Source organism: Eubacterium sp. 14-2 (assembly GCF_000403845.2).
Lineage (GTDB): Bacteria > Bacillota > Clostridia > Lachnospirales > Lachnospiraceae > Petralouisia.
The window spans coordinates 1,104,968-1,121,002 of the sequence record NZ_KE159567.1; the positions used below are offsets into that span (position 1 = coordinate 1,104,968).

General features: G+C 38.9%; 18 protein-coding genes. 12 read left to right on the forward strand and 6 right to left on the reverse strand.

The window, feature by feature from the left end:
* The first annotated feature begins 11 nt into the window (after positions 1–11).
* The 5 genes from C805_RS12230 (at position 12) to C805_RS12250 (ending at position 3,613) form a co-directional block, all read left to right on the forward strand.
* A complete protein-coding gene (locus C805_RS12230; protein WP_016214163.1) occupies positions 12–269 on the forward strand; it encodes a hypothetical protein in 258 nt (85 codons plus the stop codon).
* Positions 270–818: 549 nt separating this feature from the next.
* Positions 819–1,151 carry a helix-turn-helix domain-containing protein gene (locus C805_RS12235; RefSeq protein ID WP_016214164.1) on the forward strand — a complete coding sequence of 111 codons (333 nt, stop codon included), beginning with the start codon at positions 819–821 and terminating at the stop codon, positions 1,149–1,151.
* A 182-nt stretch (positions 1,152–1,333) separates the two neighbouring features.
* Positions 1,334–1,894, forward strand: a complete 561-nt coding sequence (locus C805_RS12240; protein ID WP_016214165.1) for an RNA polymerase sigma factor — start codon at positions 1,334–1,336, stop codon at positions 1,892–1,894.
* Positions 1,884–3,032 carry an alpha/beta fold hydrolase gene (locus C805_RS12245; RefSeq protein ID WP_031200984.1) on the forward strand — a complete coding sequence of 383 codons (1,149 nt, stop codon included), beginning with the start codon at positions 1,884–1,886 and terminating at the stop codon, positions 3,030–3,032. Before C805_RS12240 ends, C805_RS12245 begins: the two co-directional genes overlap by 11 nt.
* A gap of 209 nt (positions 3,033–3,241) precedes the next feature.
* Positions 3,242–3,613 (forward strand): hypothetical protein, encoded by a 372-nt coding sequence (locus C805_RS12250; protein WP_016214167.1) that lies wholly within the window; start codon positions 3,242–3,244, stop codon positions 3,611–3,613.
* On the opposite strand, the gene C805_RS12255 is transcribed toward C805_RS12250, so the two are convergent.
* The 4 genes from C805_RS12255 to C805_RS12270 all read right to left on the reverse strand — a co-directional run bounded on the left by C805_RS12255 (position 3,610) and on the right by C805_RS12270 (position 6,641).
* Positions 3,610–4,179: an accessory gene regulator ArgB-like protein gene (locus C805_RS12255; RefSeq protein ID WP_016214168.1), complete on the reverse strand. Its 570-nt coding sequence runs from the start codon at positions 4,177–4,179 to the stop codon at positions 3,610–3,612. The two genes, C805_RS12250 and C805_RS12255, sit on opposite strands and share 4 nt — an antisense overlap.
* Before the next feature lie 35 nt (positions 4,180–4,214).
* Positions 4,215–5,453, reverse strand: a complete 1,239-nt coding sequence (locus C805_RS12260) for a sensor histidine kinase (RefSeq protein WP_242832662.1) — start codon at positions 5,451–5,453, stop codon at positions 4,215–4,217.
* A gap of 68 nt (positions 5,454–5,521) precedes the next feature.
* Positions 5,522–6,265, reverse strand: coding sequence for a LytR/AlgR family response regulator transcription factor (locus C805_RS12265; protein WP_016214170.1), 744 nt, complete (start codon positions 6,263–6,265; stop codon positions 5,522–5,524).
* Positions 6,243–6,641 (reverse strand): helix-turn-helix domain-containing protein, encoded by a 399-nt coding sequence (locus C805_RS12270; RefSeq protein ID WP_016214171.1) that lies wholly within the window; start codon positions 6,639–6,641, stop codon positions 6,243–6,245. Before C805_RS12270 ends, C805_RS12265 begins: the two co-directional genes overlap by 23 nt.
* Positions 6,642–6,870: 229 nt before the next feature.
* Between C805_RS12270 and C805_RS12275 the strand changes: the two genes are divergently transcribed.
* A complete protein-coding gene (locus tag C805_RS12275) occupies positions 6,871–7,017 on the forward strand; it encodes a cyclic lactone autoinducer peptide (RefSeq protein WP_016214172.1) in 147 nt (48 codons plus the stop codon).
* 265 nt (positions 7,018–7,282) lie between these two features.
* Entirely contained in the window at positions 7,283–8,386 is a 1,104-nt protein-coding gene (locus C805_RS12280; protein WP_016214173.1) for an amidase domain-containing protein, read from the forward strand.
* A 174-nt stretch (positions 8,387–8,560) separates the two neighbouring features.
* Here the strand turns inward: C805_RS12280 and C805_RS12285 are convergent, their stop codons facing one another.
* Positions 8,561–9,868 (reverse strand): sensor histidine kinase, encoded by a 1,308-nt coding sequence (locus C805_RS12285; protein WP_016214174.1) that lies wholly within the window; start codon positions 9,866–9,868, stop codon positions 8,561–8,563.
* Positions 9,852–10,547, reverse strand: coding sequence for a response regulator transcription factor (locus C805_RS12290; RefSeq protein WP_016214175.1), 696 nt, complete (start codon positions 10,545–10,547; stop codon positions 9,852–9,854). The genes C805_RS12285 and C805_RS12290 overlap by 17 nt, the downstream gene beginning before the upstream one ends.
* Positions 10,548–10,717: 170 nt before the next feature.
* Between C805_RS12290 and C805_RS12295 the strand changes: the two genes are divergently transcribed.
* The 5 genes from C805_RS12295 to C805_RS25145 are packed head-to-tail and all read left to right on the forward strand — an operon-like array spanning position 10,718 to position 15,657.
* Positions 10,718–11,338, forward strand: a complete 621-nt coding sequence (locus C805_RS12295) for a hypothetical protein (RefSeq protein WP_016214176.1) — start codon at positions 10,718–10,720, stop codon at positions 11,336–11,338.
* 9 nt (positions 11,339–11,347) lie between these two features.
* A complete protein-coding gene (locus C805_RS12300) occupies positions 11,348–12,547 on the forward strand; it encodes an ABC transporter permease (protein ID WP_016214177.1) in 1,200 nt (399 codons plus the stop codon).
* A 1-nt stretch (position 12,548) separates the two neighbouring features.
* Positions 12,549–13,988, forward strand: a complete 1,440-nt coding sequence (locus tag C805_RS12305; protein ID WP_016214178.1) for an ABC transporter permease — start codon at positions 12,549–12,551, stop codon at positions 13,986–13,988.
* A 10-nt stretch (positions 13,989–13,998) separates the two neighbouring features.
* On the forward strand, positions 13,999–14,646 hold the full coding sequence (locus C805_RS12310) for an ABC transporter ATP-binding protein (RefSeq protein ID WP_016214179.1): 648 nt from the start codon (positions 13,999–14,001) through the stop codon (positions 14,644–14,646).
* Between the two features lie 21 nt (positions 14,647–14,667).
* A complete protein-coding gene (locus tag C805_RS25145) occupies positions 14,668–15,657 on the forward strand; it encodes a C39 family peptidase (protein ID WP_016214180.1) in 990 nt (329 codons plus the stop codon).
* The last annotated feature ends 378 nt before the right edge of the window (positions 15,658–16,035 follow it).

Genomic DNA, 16,035 nt, shown 5'->3' on the forward strand with positions numbered 1-16,035 from the left:
GGAGTGGGAAGATGCAAGGAGATATTGAGGAAAAAGTGTTTGAAATATTTAGAAAATACCTATTCCGGGATTTGACACAATGTGAAGATCCTTTTTCAGAAAGTATATTTGGAGAAAAAATTGCATTACTTCCGGCAGAGGCGTATTTTTTGTTGGTGAAAATAGAAGAAGAATTTTCTATTAAATTTTCAAATGATGTTGTAATTGAGAGGAGATTTAATTATTTAAAGGATATTGTTGAAGAGATAGGAAAATGCTTGGAAAAATAAAATTGGAAAATGAAAGATATTTTAGGGCTTTTTTAGATATTGTTAGCAATGTCTGGAAAAGCCCTATTCCGTTTTCTGCAAAAACAGTTCATTTTCTGCAAAGCTAATGTTATGACTGCAAATATTTGATATGATATAGACTACTGTGCGGCATAATTTTTTCAAGCTAATACAAAGCCTGAACAGGCTTAATCTTGTTGTGCAAATGAATGATACTATGCAATTAACAACAAGATTATTAGTGTACACCTGATAACAAATAAACGTTGTTGGGTGTATTTTTTTCTTAATTTTTGATGATTAGATTTTTACATAGATTGTTCTTTAAGGGATATATGCGCTGTCTGATACAGTACAATATACTCCTGAAAAGTAAATACGGCAGCTTACGAGTACACAAATCGACATGGCAGGTCGGTGCGGTGTACTCTTTTTTTTGCTACTGTCGAAAAATGCTGATACATCAGGATATATACATTCGACTGTCGAAAAGAGGACCTCCGTCTGATTCTTCATTTCAACAAAATAGAAAGAATGGAGAATTAGAAAATGAAGGATATAAAATATATTATTGCCGATAACGTGAAATTATACCGGAAAAAGCAGAATTTAACCCAATTTGAACTGGCAGAGAAAGCGGAGCTTTCAGTTGATTCTATCAAACGGATCGAACATGGGAGCAGAACAATGTCGTTAGAAAACTTCATGAGAATTGCAGATGCATTGGCTGTCCCTCTTTCATATCTCTTATATGAAAATCTCAATGAAATTCCCATAACAGAACGTATTCTAAATATCTTAAACAGTAAGAGTGTAAATCAGCAGGAATATTTAGTACATATGCTTGAGGAAATGTCTCTAGGATTGGACAAGCTCTTATAGCATATACAAGAAAGACGAAAAAGGTGTATAGGGGATTCTATGCGCCTTTTTTTGGTAAAGAACATTGTAGTATGCAGATTTATAAGAGCAGTTAAAATATTTCCAGTTTTTACTAAAAAGTGAAACCAAATTCTTGCAGATGCCGTATTGATAAAAAATTTGAGCAGATAGGATTTGGAGGAATGGACGAAAAGAGCATACTAAAGAGGTTACGGAACAGGGATGAAAAAGCATTTGAAGAAATAATTGATTTGTATAGCGCTTATATCACTGCCATTGTCAGAAACCTATTAAGCTCAAAAGGAACAAGAGAAGATGTGGAGGAGGTGGTCGCAGACACGTTTATCTCACTGTGGAATACAGTTGAAAGGATCAATTATGAAGAATACAGCAGCATTAAGGCATACATAGCAGTTATCGCAAGGAACAAGGCGAAGGACTGGCTGAGAAATACCAAAGTGCAGAATTTACAGTTAATGGATGATATTCTGATAATTGATAACAGCGTGGAACAGCTAATAGTCCAAAGAGAACAGCAGAGGATCATAGCAAGAATTTTAGAACAGTTGAAGCCGTTAGACTGGAAGATTTTTGTGGCGTATTACTACCAGTACAAAAAAGTAAATGAGATTGCGCAGGAGCTTCAGATGAATCCCCAGACGGTAAAAACCAGACTGCGGCGTGGAAGAGAGGTGCTTAAAAAATTTCTGATTAAAGAGGGATATGGAAGCAATGCAGATTAGGATTAGTGATATGCTTGATAATGCTTCGGAGTTGATTGAAGAAAACGGGGAAGTCAGGAATACAACCAACAATGACAGGATCAAGAAAATGGTATTTTCAGAGATTGACTGTACACCAAAAAATATTGTGAAAAAGAAAGGGGAAAGGAACATGAGAAAAAAGATATTGAAGATTATGAAATGGGCAGGTTTGATTTTATTGGGAGCTGCTGCAGCACTGATGATTTGGAATTTTATCTGCAAGCAGGCAGAGCAGTCCAAAATACAAGCTGCATATGGAACGGTTGTTGAAGTGAATGGGCATAATATGGTGGTGGATATAAAGGGAGAGGACAACGAAACAACAATCATATTGCTGCCCGGTTGGGGATCGTCCTCGCCTGTTTTGGAATTTCTACCGCTGGCGGAAGAATTGTCAAAGGATTTCAGGGTTATAACCATAGAGCCGTTTGGATATGGGCTTTCCGACAGGGTTGGAACAGAACGTGAGATTAGTGTTGTGGTGGAAGAACTGCATGAGTGTACCCAAAGGTTAGGCTGTGATCAGTATTATTTAATGCCTCACTCGCTTTCCGGGCTGTATTCCCTGTACTGGGCAAATGCCTATCCGCAGGAAGTAAAGGGCTTTATAGGGATTGATCCGTCTGTTCCCAAACAATCCGATGAAGAGCCGCTCCCGATCAGCATGGCAGCATTGAATAAATTATCAGCGTATTTCCAGAAAGCAGTAAATGTTTTAGGCATTACCAGACTGCGTTCTATCGGGCATCCCGAAAATGCTATTTATGCCGATACTGTTTATCCATATTCAGATAAGGAGCTGGAAGTATTCCGCATTTTGTCTATGGATTACGCATACAGCAAAGATATTATGAATGAAATAAAGCATATGGAAGGTAGTCTGGAGTCTGTAAGAGATATGAAATTCCCTGAAACAGTTCCGGTATTACAGTTTGTTTCAGGGGAAAACTGCGAGCTACTAGAAACATGGGAAACATTGCATAGGGAGGTCATTACAGAAACGGATATGAGTGAGGTGTTGCGACTGGAGGGTGGACATTATCTGCATTTTGAAAGGAAACAGGAACTTATTGAAAAAGTAAGGGAATGGGTGCGAAAGGTGGAAGAAAGCTTGTAGTTTTTACCTTTTTCTGCAATATAAAGCCTTTTTCTGCGAAGATAATGTTGCCGAAATATATTTTTGCTATTATAAATGTGAGTGCAAAAAATGTGCATATAGGTTTTCACAGTGGTTAGACTGTTTCTATAAATTCAATAAGTTTTTAAAATTCATATTTGCGGGAAATGTGGTTTGCACGTTTTCCTGCATTGGACGAAGGAGAGTGTATGATGGATAAATATAAAGGACTGATAAGTATTTTTTCGGATGTCCTCGAAAAATCAAAGGATTACCATATTGCGTATATCTATCAGGTGGGTTATGTGTCCCTGGTCGGTTTATTGGGCAAAGAGGAAGGGCAGAACCTATCAATGATAGTTGATGAAATATTTTCTTCGCCGGAGGTTATGGCGGAAAGTCTGCTTCGGAACTGGCGTTGGCAGTGGTTTTATGAAAACAGAGAACTGCTCCCAAGAAAAGATTATGATGATATTTGCAGGCTTGATGATGAAGTGCCGGACAGCCTGCGGGAGCAGTATAACCGGGAGATTCTAAGCTGGCAGGATAAAATACAGGCTATATTGCAAAGAGAAAGCTAAGCCTGTCTGTATATCAGACGTCCGATGAGGGAAGTAGCAGAGATAAAGACAAATACGATTGTTTGAAGTAGCATATATCTTGTGTTTTGCATAAAAATGAAAAATAGAGCCAATAAAAAGCTGATAAACATCGTAAAATAGGTTCTCTTAATGAATGTGCTGTTTTCTTGTGCATCTACTTCCCGATTTGGATGGTCAACCGGACCGATGAACAGGATCAGTATGGCAGTAAACAGATACAGTGTAAAAGAGATCGGAATGGGAACTGTTAAATATTTTACTGCCATCAGCGAAGTTGTGAGTATCAGGCAGGAGCCTATAAAACAGGCAAAATATGTTTTCATGTGCAAGCCGCCGCCGTAGGAGCGCATGGGGATAAAAAGCAGGAAAAAGAAAAGGCACTCAGGCAGCATACCAAGAAACAGGGCTATTATAATGCTGCATATGGTACTCACAGACAGTTCTAAAAAGCACTGGAAACCGTACTTGTAGATCTCCGTCATTTCCTCGGTAATAATTTCTTTTTCACATATATAATCTGCTAATCTTTTTGCTAAATGTTCCATGACAGCTCCTTAAAAAATATGAAATCAATCATTTGTTATCCGGCTTTCTCCGAATGTGAACCATACATGACCACAATGACCTGAAATAGATTGTCATTGTCCGTTATATCCATTTGCCCATGATAATTTACAACAGCATGGTTTATGGATGAAAGCCCAAGACCGTGATATATGTTGTCGTTTTTGGTGGTTAGATAGTGACCGATATTATCTTTTTTCCGCTTTGCCTGATAGTTGTTTTTTATGCATAGCTGAAAAATGTCTTTGGCATAAGAAATATCAAGGCATATAAAACCTTTTCCGTCTGTAATATCCCGGCAGGCTTCCAGAGCATTTTCCAGTAGGTTTCCTAAAATTATAGCTAAATGCCCGCTTTCAAATGGAAGGGATGCGGGTACAAGAACATTGACATCAAACTGTATGTTATCTTTTTGCGCTGCGGCATATGCATTATTGATTAAGGAATCTATAACGATATTACCGCTGCGGGAAACTTCCTCCGGGAGACTTCCGGCGCCAATATCTAACATTCGCAGTATGTATTCCTCTGCATCACTGATCTGCCCTGTCTGAACCATTCCAAGAAGCCCAGAAAGATGATTTTTCAAATCATGCCGGATTCTGCGGATTTCAAGATAGAGGCTTTCACGTTCTTCTGCCTGCTGGCTACAAAGCTCCAGTTGCTGCGCATACAGTCGGTTTTGTTCACGCAGTTCAGCGTTTCGGCTGATCCAGTCGTAGACCTCAAAGATAATATAGTTTACAACAAGCAGCAGGAAACTCGCTGTGGCGGAGAATATCATATACTCACTATGGGTAGCCGCAATAAGAAATATATGGTGCATCACATAAATGCTGCTGACTGGTATCAGTAAAATGCTCAAAAAGTAAAGCAGGGGAATTTCGGAATAGTGCTTATCCTTGATGCAGTGGCTTATGATGACGGATAACAGCAGCATACATATTTTAGATATGAAACTTCCGGCATCCTGAAGCGTTCTGGAATCAAAACCGACAAATGTTAGTATCATCATGACAATGACTTCCACTAACATCCATACTGTGCATATCAATAAAGAAAATATGCAGCGCTGCTTAAGGCTTCTCTTACGAGTAGCCGAGCTGATCATAAATATCAGCAGTACGTTCCCAACCAATAACAGATGGGGTGGGAACACGGAATTGATATTGCCTACGAGCAGAAAAACATAATATAAGCCCCACTCTATGTAACCCTTCAAATTCCTGATTTCTGGTCCCCAAAATACATTCATATATTTCCGTATGATAAGGAGATGGAGCAGAGACAGGAACAGTTCGGATATTATCGTTAAATATTCAGTCATTCTTCTATGACCGCCTTTCCACCTGCAATTTTACAAAGCTGCTGGCGCACTTCCTTTTGCCGATCCTCGCTGATTTTCAATTCCATTTCCTTCCCCATGTAGCTGATAGTAATATTGAAAAAGTTCATCTTCTTAACATAGTCGTAATTTACCAAAAAGGACTGGTGTATGCGCAGAAAATATTGCCTGCTTGCTGCCAGTTCCTTTTCTACATTATTGAGCTTTCCATAAAAGTGTTCATCAGTGCCGTCTTTCAGGTGGATATAGACGATTCTGTTGTTGCTTTCAAAATAAACGATGTCTCTTACAGACACTTTCCGTATTTCCTTGTTGAATGTAAATTGATAGAATACTTCCGTCTCATTGATGCGCTTACAGGATTCCTTAAAATAGCGGGCGAACTGGACAGGATTTAAAGGTTTTGATAGAAAGCGGAACGGTTCCACTTCAAACAGTTCCTTTAAATATTTGTCATAACCTGATACATAAATCAGCAGTACCGTCCGGTCTATCTCACGGATGTGCCTTGCAGCCGTTATTCCGTCTACCTGCTTCATTTCGATGTCAATGAATATAAGTTGATAATGCTCGCCGTCCTGAATGCTTTTTAAAAGGGTTTTACCGTCAGAAAATACTTCGGTTTCTACACGGATACCCAACTTCTGGCTTTCCTGAAATACCAGAGCTTCAATTTCCCCGGTAAATTTTGAATCATCATCACATATTGCTATCCTCAGCATTTTTATCCACTTCCTTTGCAGATGCGTCCTCGCTTTCCTTTTGCGCCTGCTCTAAGCGCTCAAGTATGCAGCGGAGTGTCTTTTGGTTAATTTCGGATAATTTCTGATAGCGGCGGACAATATCGTAGCACCTATCCATTTCCTGATTCATGCGGTACTGTCCGTTGTAATCACGTTTTACATCAGAAATTCCAAGTATGTAGTCGGTAGTAACCTCAAAGAAGCCTGCCATTTTAATGAGCGATTCAGAAGGAATATCATAAGCGTGATTTTCCATTCTGCTTACTGCCTGTTGAGTAGTGTGAATTACTTCCGCAAGGGCTTCTTGTGACATGTTCTGGCTCTTGCGTAGTTCACGAATACGATTGTTTACCATATGTACAACTTCCTTTCTATTATTATTTTTACACATGAAGTAGAAATATTCCAACAACATGAGTGAATAGACAAATACGCATATATGAGTAAAAATATAGATATAATATCGGTATGGACACTTTCTAAGGGAAAAATTACAAGCTGTATCGGAATTTCAACATTTAAACGGAATAAGCTGTAGAATAAGGTATACTTTTATTGAAAAAATGAAATTGGAGGTGTATTATATGTCAGGCAATGGAAAGAAAAATATTACAGCTACAATTTTGGAGAAAGTAGCACGTAATTCTGTGAAAGCAGCAGCCGACAGCAGATGTATGTACTGTCTGCATCAGCCCAAGCAGCCGACAGGAATGAAAAAGTTTTCCAAATAAGAAAGTTGCATAAGAAAGAAAATACTGCCATATATGTGATAAAGATTACATATATGGCAGTATTTTTTTGAAAAAGTTTTGTCATCACTGTATGCTTCATAAATGTAAACGAGTTTAAAGAAATTGGAAAATAGATAGGAAAAATGACATACAGAGTCGTTTTTTCAACATTTAGTTTAAAAAGTATGAATAAATATTATATTTTTATTGGAGGAGTGGTCAACACTCCAAAGTTGCTAATATATCAAAAAAAGGAGGAAAAGAAATGCAATTAGCAAAAGTAAAAAGAAAAGTAATGTCGTTTGCTGTAGTAGGTGCGGTTATATTATCCTTGATGATGCCGGGTATGCCAGTCAATGCTGCACAGGAGGTTGCTGTAACAAATGAAACCAGTTTTCTTGGTGAGGAACAGGTTGATGCTATCTGCAAAGCGGTTGTAGAAAACATTGAGGAAAATTATGAAGGAGTGTATGCATTTGATAATTATGACATAACAGTTCATAACCAAACAGAAAAGGGTGATGCATTATATGTGGATGTAGATGTCTTGGTGGACATGACATTGATCCGGAATCCAGAGGACAGCCCATATATGATGGGAATGAAAGCAGCGTTAGATGAGATTGCAGGCGCAGAAGAAAAGGAAATTGCTCAGCAGGAGTATGATGCGTATCTACAAAAGATTATGCCCTATTATAATCTGCCAGTATTAACAGGCTTCTTATATCGTGTATATGTTCCGACCATGATGGTATTGGATTCAGAAAGTGATTTCAGATTTGATATGTATCACAGAATGGATATAACAGATGAAGAAGTTATTTTGTCTGAAGTTTTGGAGGATGAACAGTACACTGAAATTGGAGATAATGAGGATGGTAGAAATTATATTAATGAGGTGTTGATCAGTGCGGCAGCCGAATCGAGCAACAGTTTATATGATGCATCGAGAGCAGTGGCTTATGCAGTGGCTCATGCTAAAGATATACCAGAATACAGCGCAGCAAATAACAATGGAAGTGATTGTGCAAATTTTGTATCCAAATGTATCAATGCAGGCGGGATTCCACAGGATAGAGCTGGGAATTGGTATCAGGGTTCCACAAATTGGATTCGTACAGGATATTACAACAATGGCGGTGTTGTTCCATATCTTACGGGAAAAGGATATTTTAGATCGGTTCCCTCTAGTAGTGCAGCAACAGAGGGGAGTATTATGTATTATAACACGAAGAGCCATGTTGCCATTGTAACGCTGATTGATGGATCGACAATTAAGTATTCGCATCATTCAAATGTACCAAAGGATGCTGTATATTATGTATATAACAGTAAAACCGATGATGTTACATTCTATGTGCCACGATAAAGTATATCATCTATACATAATAAGGGAAACTGTTTGAAAAGACAGTTTCCCTATATGTGTGTCTGGTAAAGTTAATATGAGTGCTGTTATATTCAGGCAATGTTACATATGGAGTAATAGAAATTACAATGAATGTATAGATGTAGCAGCCGCTCTAATTTTCGTCAACAAGAGTTATTTTGTAAGTGGTAGAGAAATTTTAAACGTACAGCCCCCTCCAGCAGTATCAAATAGCTGAATTTTCCCCTCTAGTTTATTGACTAATTCATTTGCAATACTAAGTCCGAGTCCAAAATGTTCTCTTTGGGTACGGGACTTGTCACATTGATAGAAACGGTTAAATATAAAAGGCTTATCCTTGTTGCTGATGCCAATCCCATGATCAATAATTGTAATTACCAATTCATTTCTTTCTACTGATGCGTTTAATGAAATTTCGGATTCAGACGGAGAATATGAAACAGCGTTATCAAGAAAGATACTGATAATCTGGTTTAATCGGTCTGCATCAGAATAAAGTGGTGGAAAGCACTCATCCGGTATATTAAGTTGTAACAGTATATTCTTTTTTCTACAAATCTGTTCAAATTTTGTATATAGGTTTATCAATAATGTATCAATATTGATTTCTTCCATGTGAAAAGACCAGTTTCCGGCATCAATAGATGAGAGCAGGAGCAGATCCCCAATAAGCCGGGACATTCGTGATACCTCTGAATCAATCATTTGTATATGATTTTTAATGGTATCTGGAATATTCGGTACAGATTCAATCATTTCAGCAGAGGAAAGAATTGCTGCCAATGGAGCTTTACATTCATGCGAAACAGCAGCAATAAAGTCTTTCTGACTTTGCATGGCTTGTTCGGTGGGTTTTACAGCTTTTTCAATAAGTATTTTGGAAAGGCAAAAAACGCAAGCAAAGACGCCACACCATATACAAAAATAATATCCAAGTTCTGGTTTTATTATAGTAACAAAGTTGGAACACTCTTTAATTGCTGCAACAGTATATATGTTGTCACGGTCTGTAATAATCAGGCAGTTTACACAATAATAATTTTTTCCATTTATCGCTTTGATTGTATAAACACCGCTTTGCCTGCTATAATAATAGTCCCTCAAACTAGAAGAACTAAAGGTAAAATCTCCTTCTGTGTCAAGTAATGTGGTCAGAAAAGTATCAATAATATCAGTATTGTTTTTTAAATATTCACTTTGGTAGAGAGAATGTCCTGTATTCGATAAAATCTGAAAATACATATCCCTTTGTTCTTCATAAAGGTTTAAACATGTTTGATAATCAGATTCATGTTCTAATTGAAGTACAAGGGTAGTTGCCATTCTATTAAAATAAGCCAACTCTGATTTCCTCTTAGCCTTTATGTTCTCATGAATCATCAGACAAAATACGATAGAAAAGATGAACATGAGTGAACCGATAAGTAAAAAATAAAGATTCCGTTTAAGCCTTTGTATCATGTTTTACCTCCAATATAAATCCAGAACCATAAACAGAGGACAAGACACATTCACTCTCGACGGTGCGGATTCTTTTGCGTAAAAAATAGATATAATTATCTAAATTTTTGGATTCCACGGATGCATCTGTCTCCCAAACTTTTTGTACAAGCTGTTCTCTTGTAAGCAAAATCTCTGGTTTTTCAAGAAAGATATCCATTAAATGAAATTCTGTCGGTGTCAGTACCAAATGATTGTTTTTACATACAAGCTGCCTTTTTGAAATGTCAAGGGAAAGATCATGGTAAGAAATGCAGCTTTGTTCGGCAAGAATAGCTGGTCTGCGGGTTAATGCTCTGATTCGTGCAGATAATTCACTGATATGGAAAGGCTTTGTAAGATAATCATCGGCACCGTTGTCTAAGCCTTCAATTTTATCCTGCAATTCTGACATCCCGGTTATTATGATGATGGGAATTTGCATTTTTTTATTTCGCATTGCTTTTATAATAGCCAGACCGTCTATAACCGGGAGCATACGGTCAATAACAGCTAGATCATAACCGTTGTTTCTATCTAATGCAAGTAAGAGACCTTCTTCTCCGTCATTGCAGGCATCAACAATGTATCCTTCTTTTGTAAGCTGTTGTTTCATATTATCGCAAAGGTATTTGTCATCTTCTAATAATAAAATTTTCATATTGATCTCCAATCTATTTGATATATGTACTAAGTATAGCAAAAAAAATCCTAAAAATCTTCTAAAAAAGTCTTAATATTCGATGGTGAAATAGAAGATTTTTAGGATAGTTGGATGCTATTCTTTAAACAGGCGAAAAAAAGCCAAATAAAAGAAAAGAGGTATAGAAGATGAAAAAAAAGATGTTAAAAACAGCAGGAGTTTTATGTTTATGCATGGTATTGTGCATAAGTATGGTGGGATGTTCGGGAAAGGAAAACGATCAATCAAATACACCAGATGTACATACGATTAAAGATGGTGGCAGTAATGACAACGTTGAAACGAGTGGAGCAAAAGATGATAGTGAAGAAAACAACAGCAATGGTATAGCGGGCAATTATGAAGATACTGGTAATAACAGTACAGAAAGCAGCAGTGAAATGTCAGATGATAGCAAAGAGGAAGGAGTATTCTATGATGGGGCTAATTTAAGTGGGAGGGTTGTTGACTTTTCAGATACGGGATGCACCATAACGCCTCGGACGCTGATCATAAATGAGGATGGTTCAATGGAGGGAGGTATTGCAGCTCCGGGATATGAATCGGAAGAAACTAACATTCATATAACTTATGCGGAGGATGTTGTTTTTCAGGTTATATATTTCAGTATGGGATCGCAGACAGAAATTTCGAGAGAGGACACTGACAAAAATAGTGTCAAGAAAGAAACAGATGTCAATATATTCGGCACTTGTCAGGATGATAAAAATTGGATTGCTGATAAGGTTGTAATCACAAGATGGCAGTAGGAGGTTAAGATGGATTGTTTGACAAGAGCGCTCTGCTATATTCGGAGAAAAAAGATGAAATCTGTCTTATTGCTGTTACTGTTTCTTGTTATTAACTGCATGGTTTTAGGTGCATTGGGAATACGGAAATTGACTCTGGAACTGGAAAGAGAACTCCGAAAAAATGCAGAAAGTAAAATCACATTGGAAAGCATGGATGTAAACTGCCCTTTTGGGGAAAAGGATATGCAGACAATAGAAAATATCCCCGATGTAAACTGGATCAACCGCATATCGGAGATACAGGTTATTTCCACAACCTGTATCCCGTTTTCGGGCAGTGAAGGTTCTGAAACTGTGTTTACTGTTCATGGGTACGACAAACTGGAAAATGACAGTCCGTTTGCGGATAAAGTATATCGGCTTACGGATGGGCGCTATCCGCAGGAAAGCGAAGATATTGTAATCAACCAGTTTTTGGCAGAGCATAACGGAATTCAGACGGGTGATAAAATCGTATTTGAAGCGGTGGATGGAAAGAAACGGGAATCGGTTGTTGCCGGATTGTTCCTGTCCGGAACAGAACGCAGCCAGACAGAAAATGTGCAGGTAGTGAACCGTATTGAAAACCAGATTTATGGAACGGCAGATTTTGTAAACAGTCTGTCCGATGTAAACAGTTTTGTAAAGGCGGCAGTATATGTGAATGATCCGGTGCGGCTAACAGATACCAAGGAAATGTTGGAAAAAATGTATTGGGACGGGGTGGCTATTGGGATGACGGACAACACCTACCAAAAGCTGAAGATGATGATTGGACAGACAGGGAGAATCACGTTTTTAATCTTTATTTTAACTGTAGCTGCAGGCAGTATCGTAACTGGTCTTTTGCTTGCAATGTGGATGCGGAACCGAAAAACGGAGATTGCCGTTTTTATCAGTCTTGGCATATCAAAAATGAATATTTTATTGCAGATGATACTGGAAGGAATGTTTATTTATTTTGTTGCATTTGCCAGCGCAATAATTGTAACAAAACTCTTATTGCCACAAATCAGTAACGGTCTGGCTATCATGCAGGGGAACAGTATGACACCGGAATTATCATTAGGCTGGATGCTGCTGGTCTTATGTATCGGGTTGGTCGGCGTCGTGATACTGACGGGAATTGCTATTTTCCCATGTGTAAAAAAACCTGTTAAGGAAATTTTATCAGAAATGGAGGGATAATATGGGCATCTTAGGGTTAAGCATACGCTGTCTGGTCAGAAAGCGGGCAAAGACAATCCTGCTTTTCAGTATTGTGTTTGTAACATCCTGTCTGATTTATGCCGGATGGGCGTGCAAATCAGCAAATGTACAGACGCAGACAGAAGGGAAACAGGCGCTTGGAGCATCTTTTCGGATGGAAGAAAATGAAGCAAACAGGCGTGACAGGACGGCTGCGGCAATAGAAAAATTGGGAGGGCAGAATGGAAGCGTGGATGGATCGCACATAGAGCAGCTTGAATCTGGGGACTGGATGATATGGCATGACAACTCTTTTGAAACCCTTCAGATGGAGGATATTGAAACGCTTGCAGGGCAGGAAGGGATTGCGGAATATAATATTACCACAGCAAACATCGTTGTCAATCCTGTGAATTTTATGCGGATTGAAGATCCGGATGTAGACCAGAATTCAGACCTGTTGGGCGTGTCACTGCGGGGGAATATGGAAATGCGGCTGGATTTTGACGTGCAGAACGGGAACATAGAAGTAAACGAGGGACGTATGATTACATCGAACGATAAAGATGTATGCGTCATATCAAGGGAGCTGGCGGAATTAAACGGGTTGACGGTTGGGGATAAACTGGAATTTAATAACTGTAAGGAGCGTGAGACATCTAAAGTTTATAGCGCCCAGATAGTCGGAATTTATGATACGGTTCATAAAATGACTCCAATCATGTATGGGGACAGTTATAGAAGCGAGAATATCATCATGACAGATCTGCGTTTTCCTGAGAAACCGGATGGATGTGAGGGAGATCCATTATATCAGTATGCGACATTCTGGGTAGAAAATGTGGATGAGTATGAAACGGTAAAGGAGCAGATCAAAAAGGCTGACATTGACTGGAAACGCTATGATTTTATTGATAATACCGGGATGAGCGATACGATGGCGGAAAATTTTGGTGATCTGGATGAAATGAGTACCATGATACTTATTTTAGTCGCTGTTTCAGGCGCAGTCATTATTTTTCTTGTATTTCTTTTTTGGCTGAAAGGCAGGGTACATGAAATTGGCGTATTTTTGGCAATCGGAAAAAGTAAGGGTGCAATTATAGCTCAGATGATAGTGGAAGGAATCTTGATAGGGTGCATTTCTTTTATGTTGGCAACTATATGTGCGCCTGCCCTGTCAAAAAGTATTGCAGATTATTTGGTAGGTTATCAGGTGCAGCAGCAGGAAGAACAGAAGAAAGCAGAAGAAGGCATGACGGGAAGTGCAGGAGCGATAGAGTATGAAACAGAGGTTGTGGGAGTTGAAACCGAAGTGACAGGAAAAATAATACTGCTATCTGCAAGTTCCATACTGGGAGTAATTTTGGTTGCGGTTTTATCGTCCTGCATGTTTGTGGTGGCACAGAAACCAAAAGAAATTTTAAGTAAGATGAGCTAAAGGAGGCTGTATGTTAGAGTTAAAGAATGTTTCATATTATTATAAATCACAGATGGATAAGACGATTCTGGATCATATTTCCTATGAATTTAAGAAAGGAGTCATGTATGCTATTTTAGGTTCCAGTGGTTCGGGAAAAACGACACTGTTATCTTTACTGGCGGGATTGGATGTACCGATTGATGGAACTATCTTTGTTGCGGGAGAGGATATTTTGCATAAAGGATTAAACGCACATAGAAGGGATAATATTTCTCTGGTTTTTCAAAACTATAATCTGATTGACTATTTGACACCCGTTGAAAATGTAAGGCTTGGAGGGAAAGCTGATGCGGAAGAATTGCTGGCACAGATGGGCATTGATGAAGCACAGAGGAAAAGAAATGTGATGCAGTTATCCGGTGGGCAGCAGCAGAGGGTAGCCATTGCAAGGGCATTGGCGAGCAAAGCGCCCATTCTGTTAGCTGATGAACCAACGGGAAATCTGGACGAGGATACTGCAAACGAGATTATAGCTATTTTTCAGAAGTTGGCTCATGAACAGAAGAAATGTGTGGTTGTAGTTACCCACAGCAGGGAACTGGCAGAGCAGGCGGATGTTGTCCTGCGGTTAAAGAAAGGGAAAATCGCAGACAACACAGATAGCGGAGAAAAATAGATACGATTGTGAGGAACATGGATGGTATCAGGTGGCAGAAATGACAGGATGAACAGGCAGCAGATGGAGAGCAGAAGAAAAAAACAGCAGATAAGGTGGATATCACTATTAGTCAGAGTGGCGGTTTTGGTTGTAATTGTGTTTTGTATTAGAAATATCTATGCCCGTCTGGAAGAAATGCAGATGGAATTGGAGCGGCTGGAGATACAGCAATATGGGATGGTACAGACCAACGCAGATGCGCAGCCACCAGATAAATTGAATGATGTAGATTATGTTGACAGTCTTGACGCATGGGAAGTTGGCAAGCCTACAGAACGCACGGAAGCGGAAGTCCTGCAGCGGCTAGGTGAGTTGGGGCAGGTAAGTTCCTTGATAGAAGGGATTTATCAAAATCATTCCCAGTATCCGAAGGAGCTGCTTGCGGCATTGGCAAATAATCCGGAAATGGCAGATTTTGTCTCCGGGTATCCTGATCGGAATGGAATGACAGGGGGAATTACTGCATCTGAAAAAGAGCAGGAATTTCCACTGTTTCTCCAATGGGACAGGCGCTGGGGGTATGAATCCTATGGGGATAGCTGTATCGGACTGGCAGGTTGCGGACCAACGTGTCTGTCTATGGTATTATTCTATCTGACCGGGGATGAAACGCATACTCCCGACAAAATCGCTGCATACAGTATGGAAAATGGATATTATGTGGAAGGAACCGGCACATCATGGGGTTTGATGGAGGATGTGCCAAAGCTGTATGGCATTAAAGTCTCATCCGTAAGCTCCACTGTAAATAATATGAGAGCAGTGCTTGATAATGGCGGAATCATTATATGTGCTATGGGAAAAGGGGATTTCACAACATCTGGTCACTATATTGTCATATATGGATATGATAACGAGGGATTTATGGTAAATGATCCTAACTGTGCGGCAAGGAGTGGCAGGAGATGGACTTTCAGCGAGATTGAAAATCAGATTAAAAGTATTTGGGTATATGATAAAGAGAAATAAGCCTTGAGTTGAATAGAATAAGAAGCAATAAGGGAAAAAGCCTTCAAAGACCAACCGCCGCTATGGGAAAAACGCCTCATATGCGGCGGTCTGCCATTTCTCCTGCACTTATCCACATAGCGGGCTTTCCAATTACATTACTGTGAATTGCGGTGCAATGTTGACAACACGTCTTTAAGCAGGCAGACTATATTTTGATATTAAAGAAAGGTACATTCAAGGAATAAGAATTAAACAAAAACAGTATGAACCAGCTAGATTTGGATGGGTTCAAGCTGTTTTTATTTGTTTTAAGTAATTAAATATAGTAGGAATATTATTGTATGAATCCTTTAATAACCTAAATTCCACAAAAAATTATAACTAGTATACTGACAC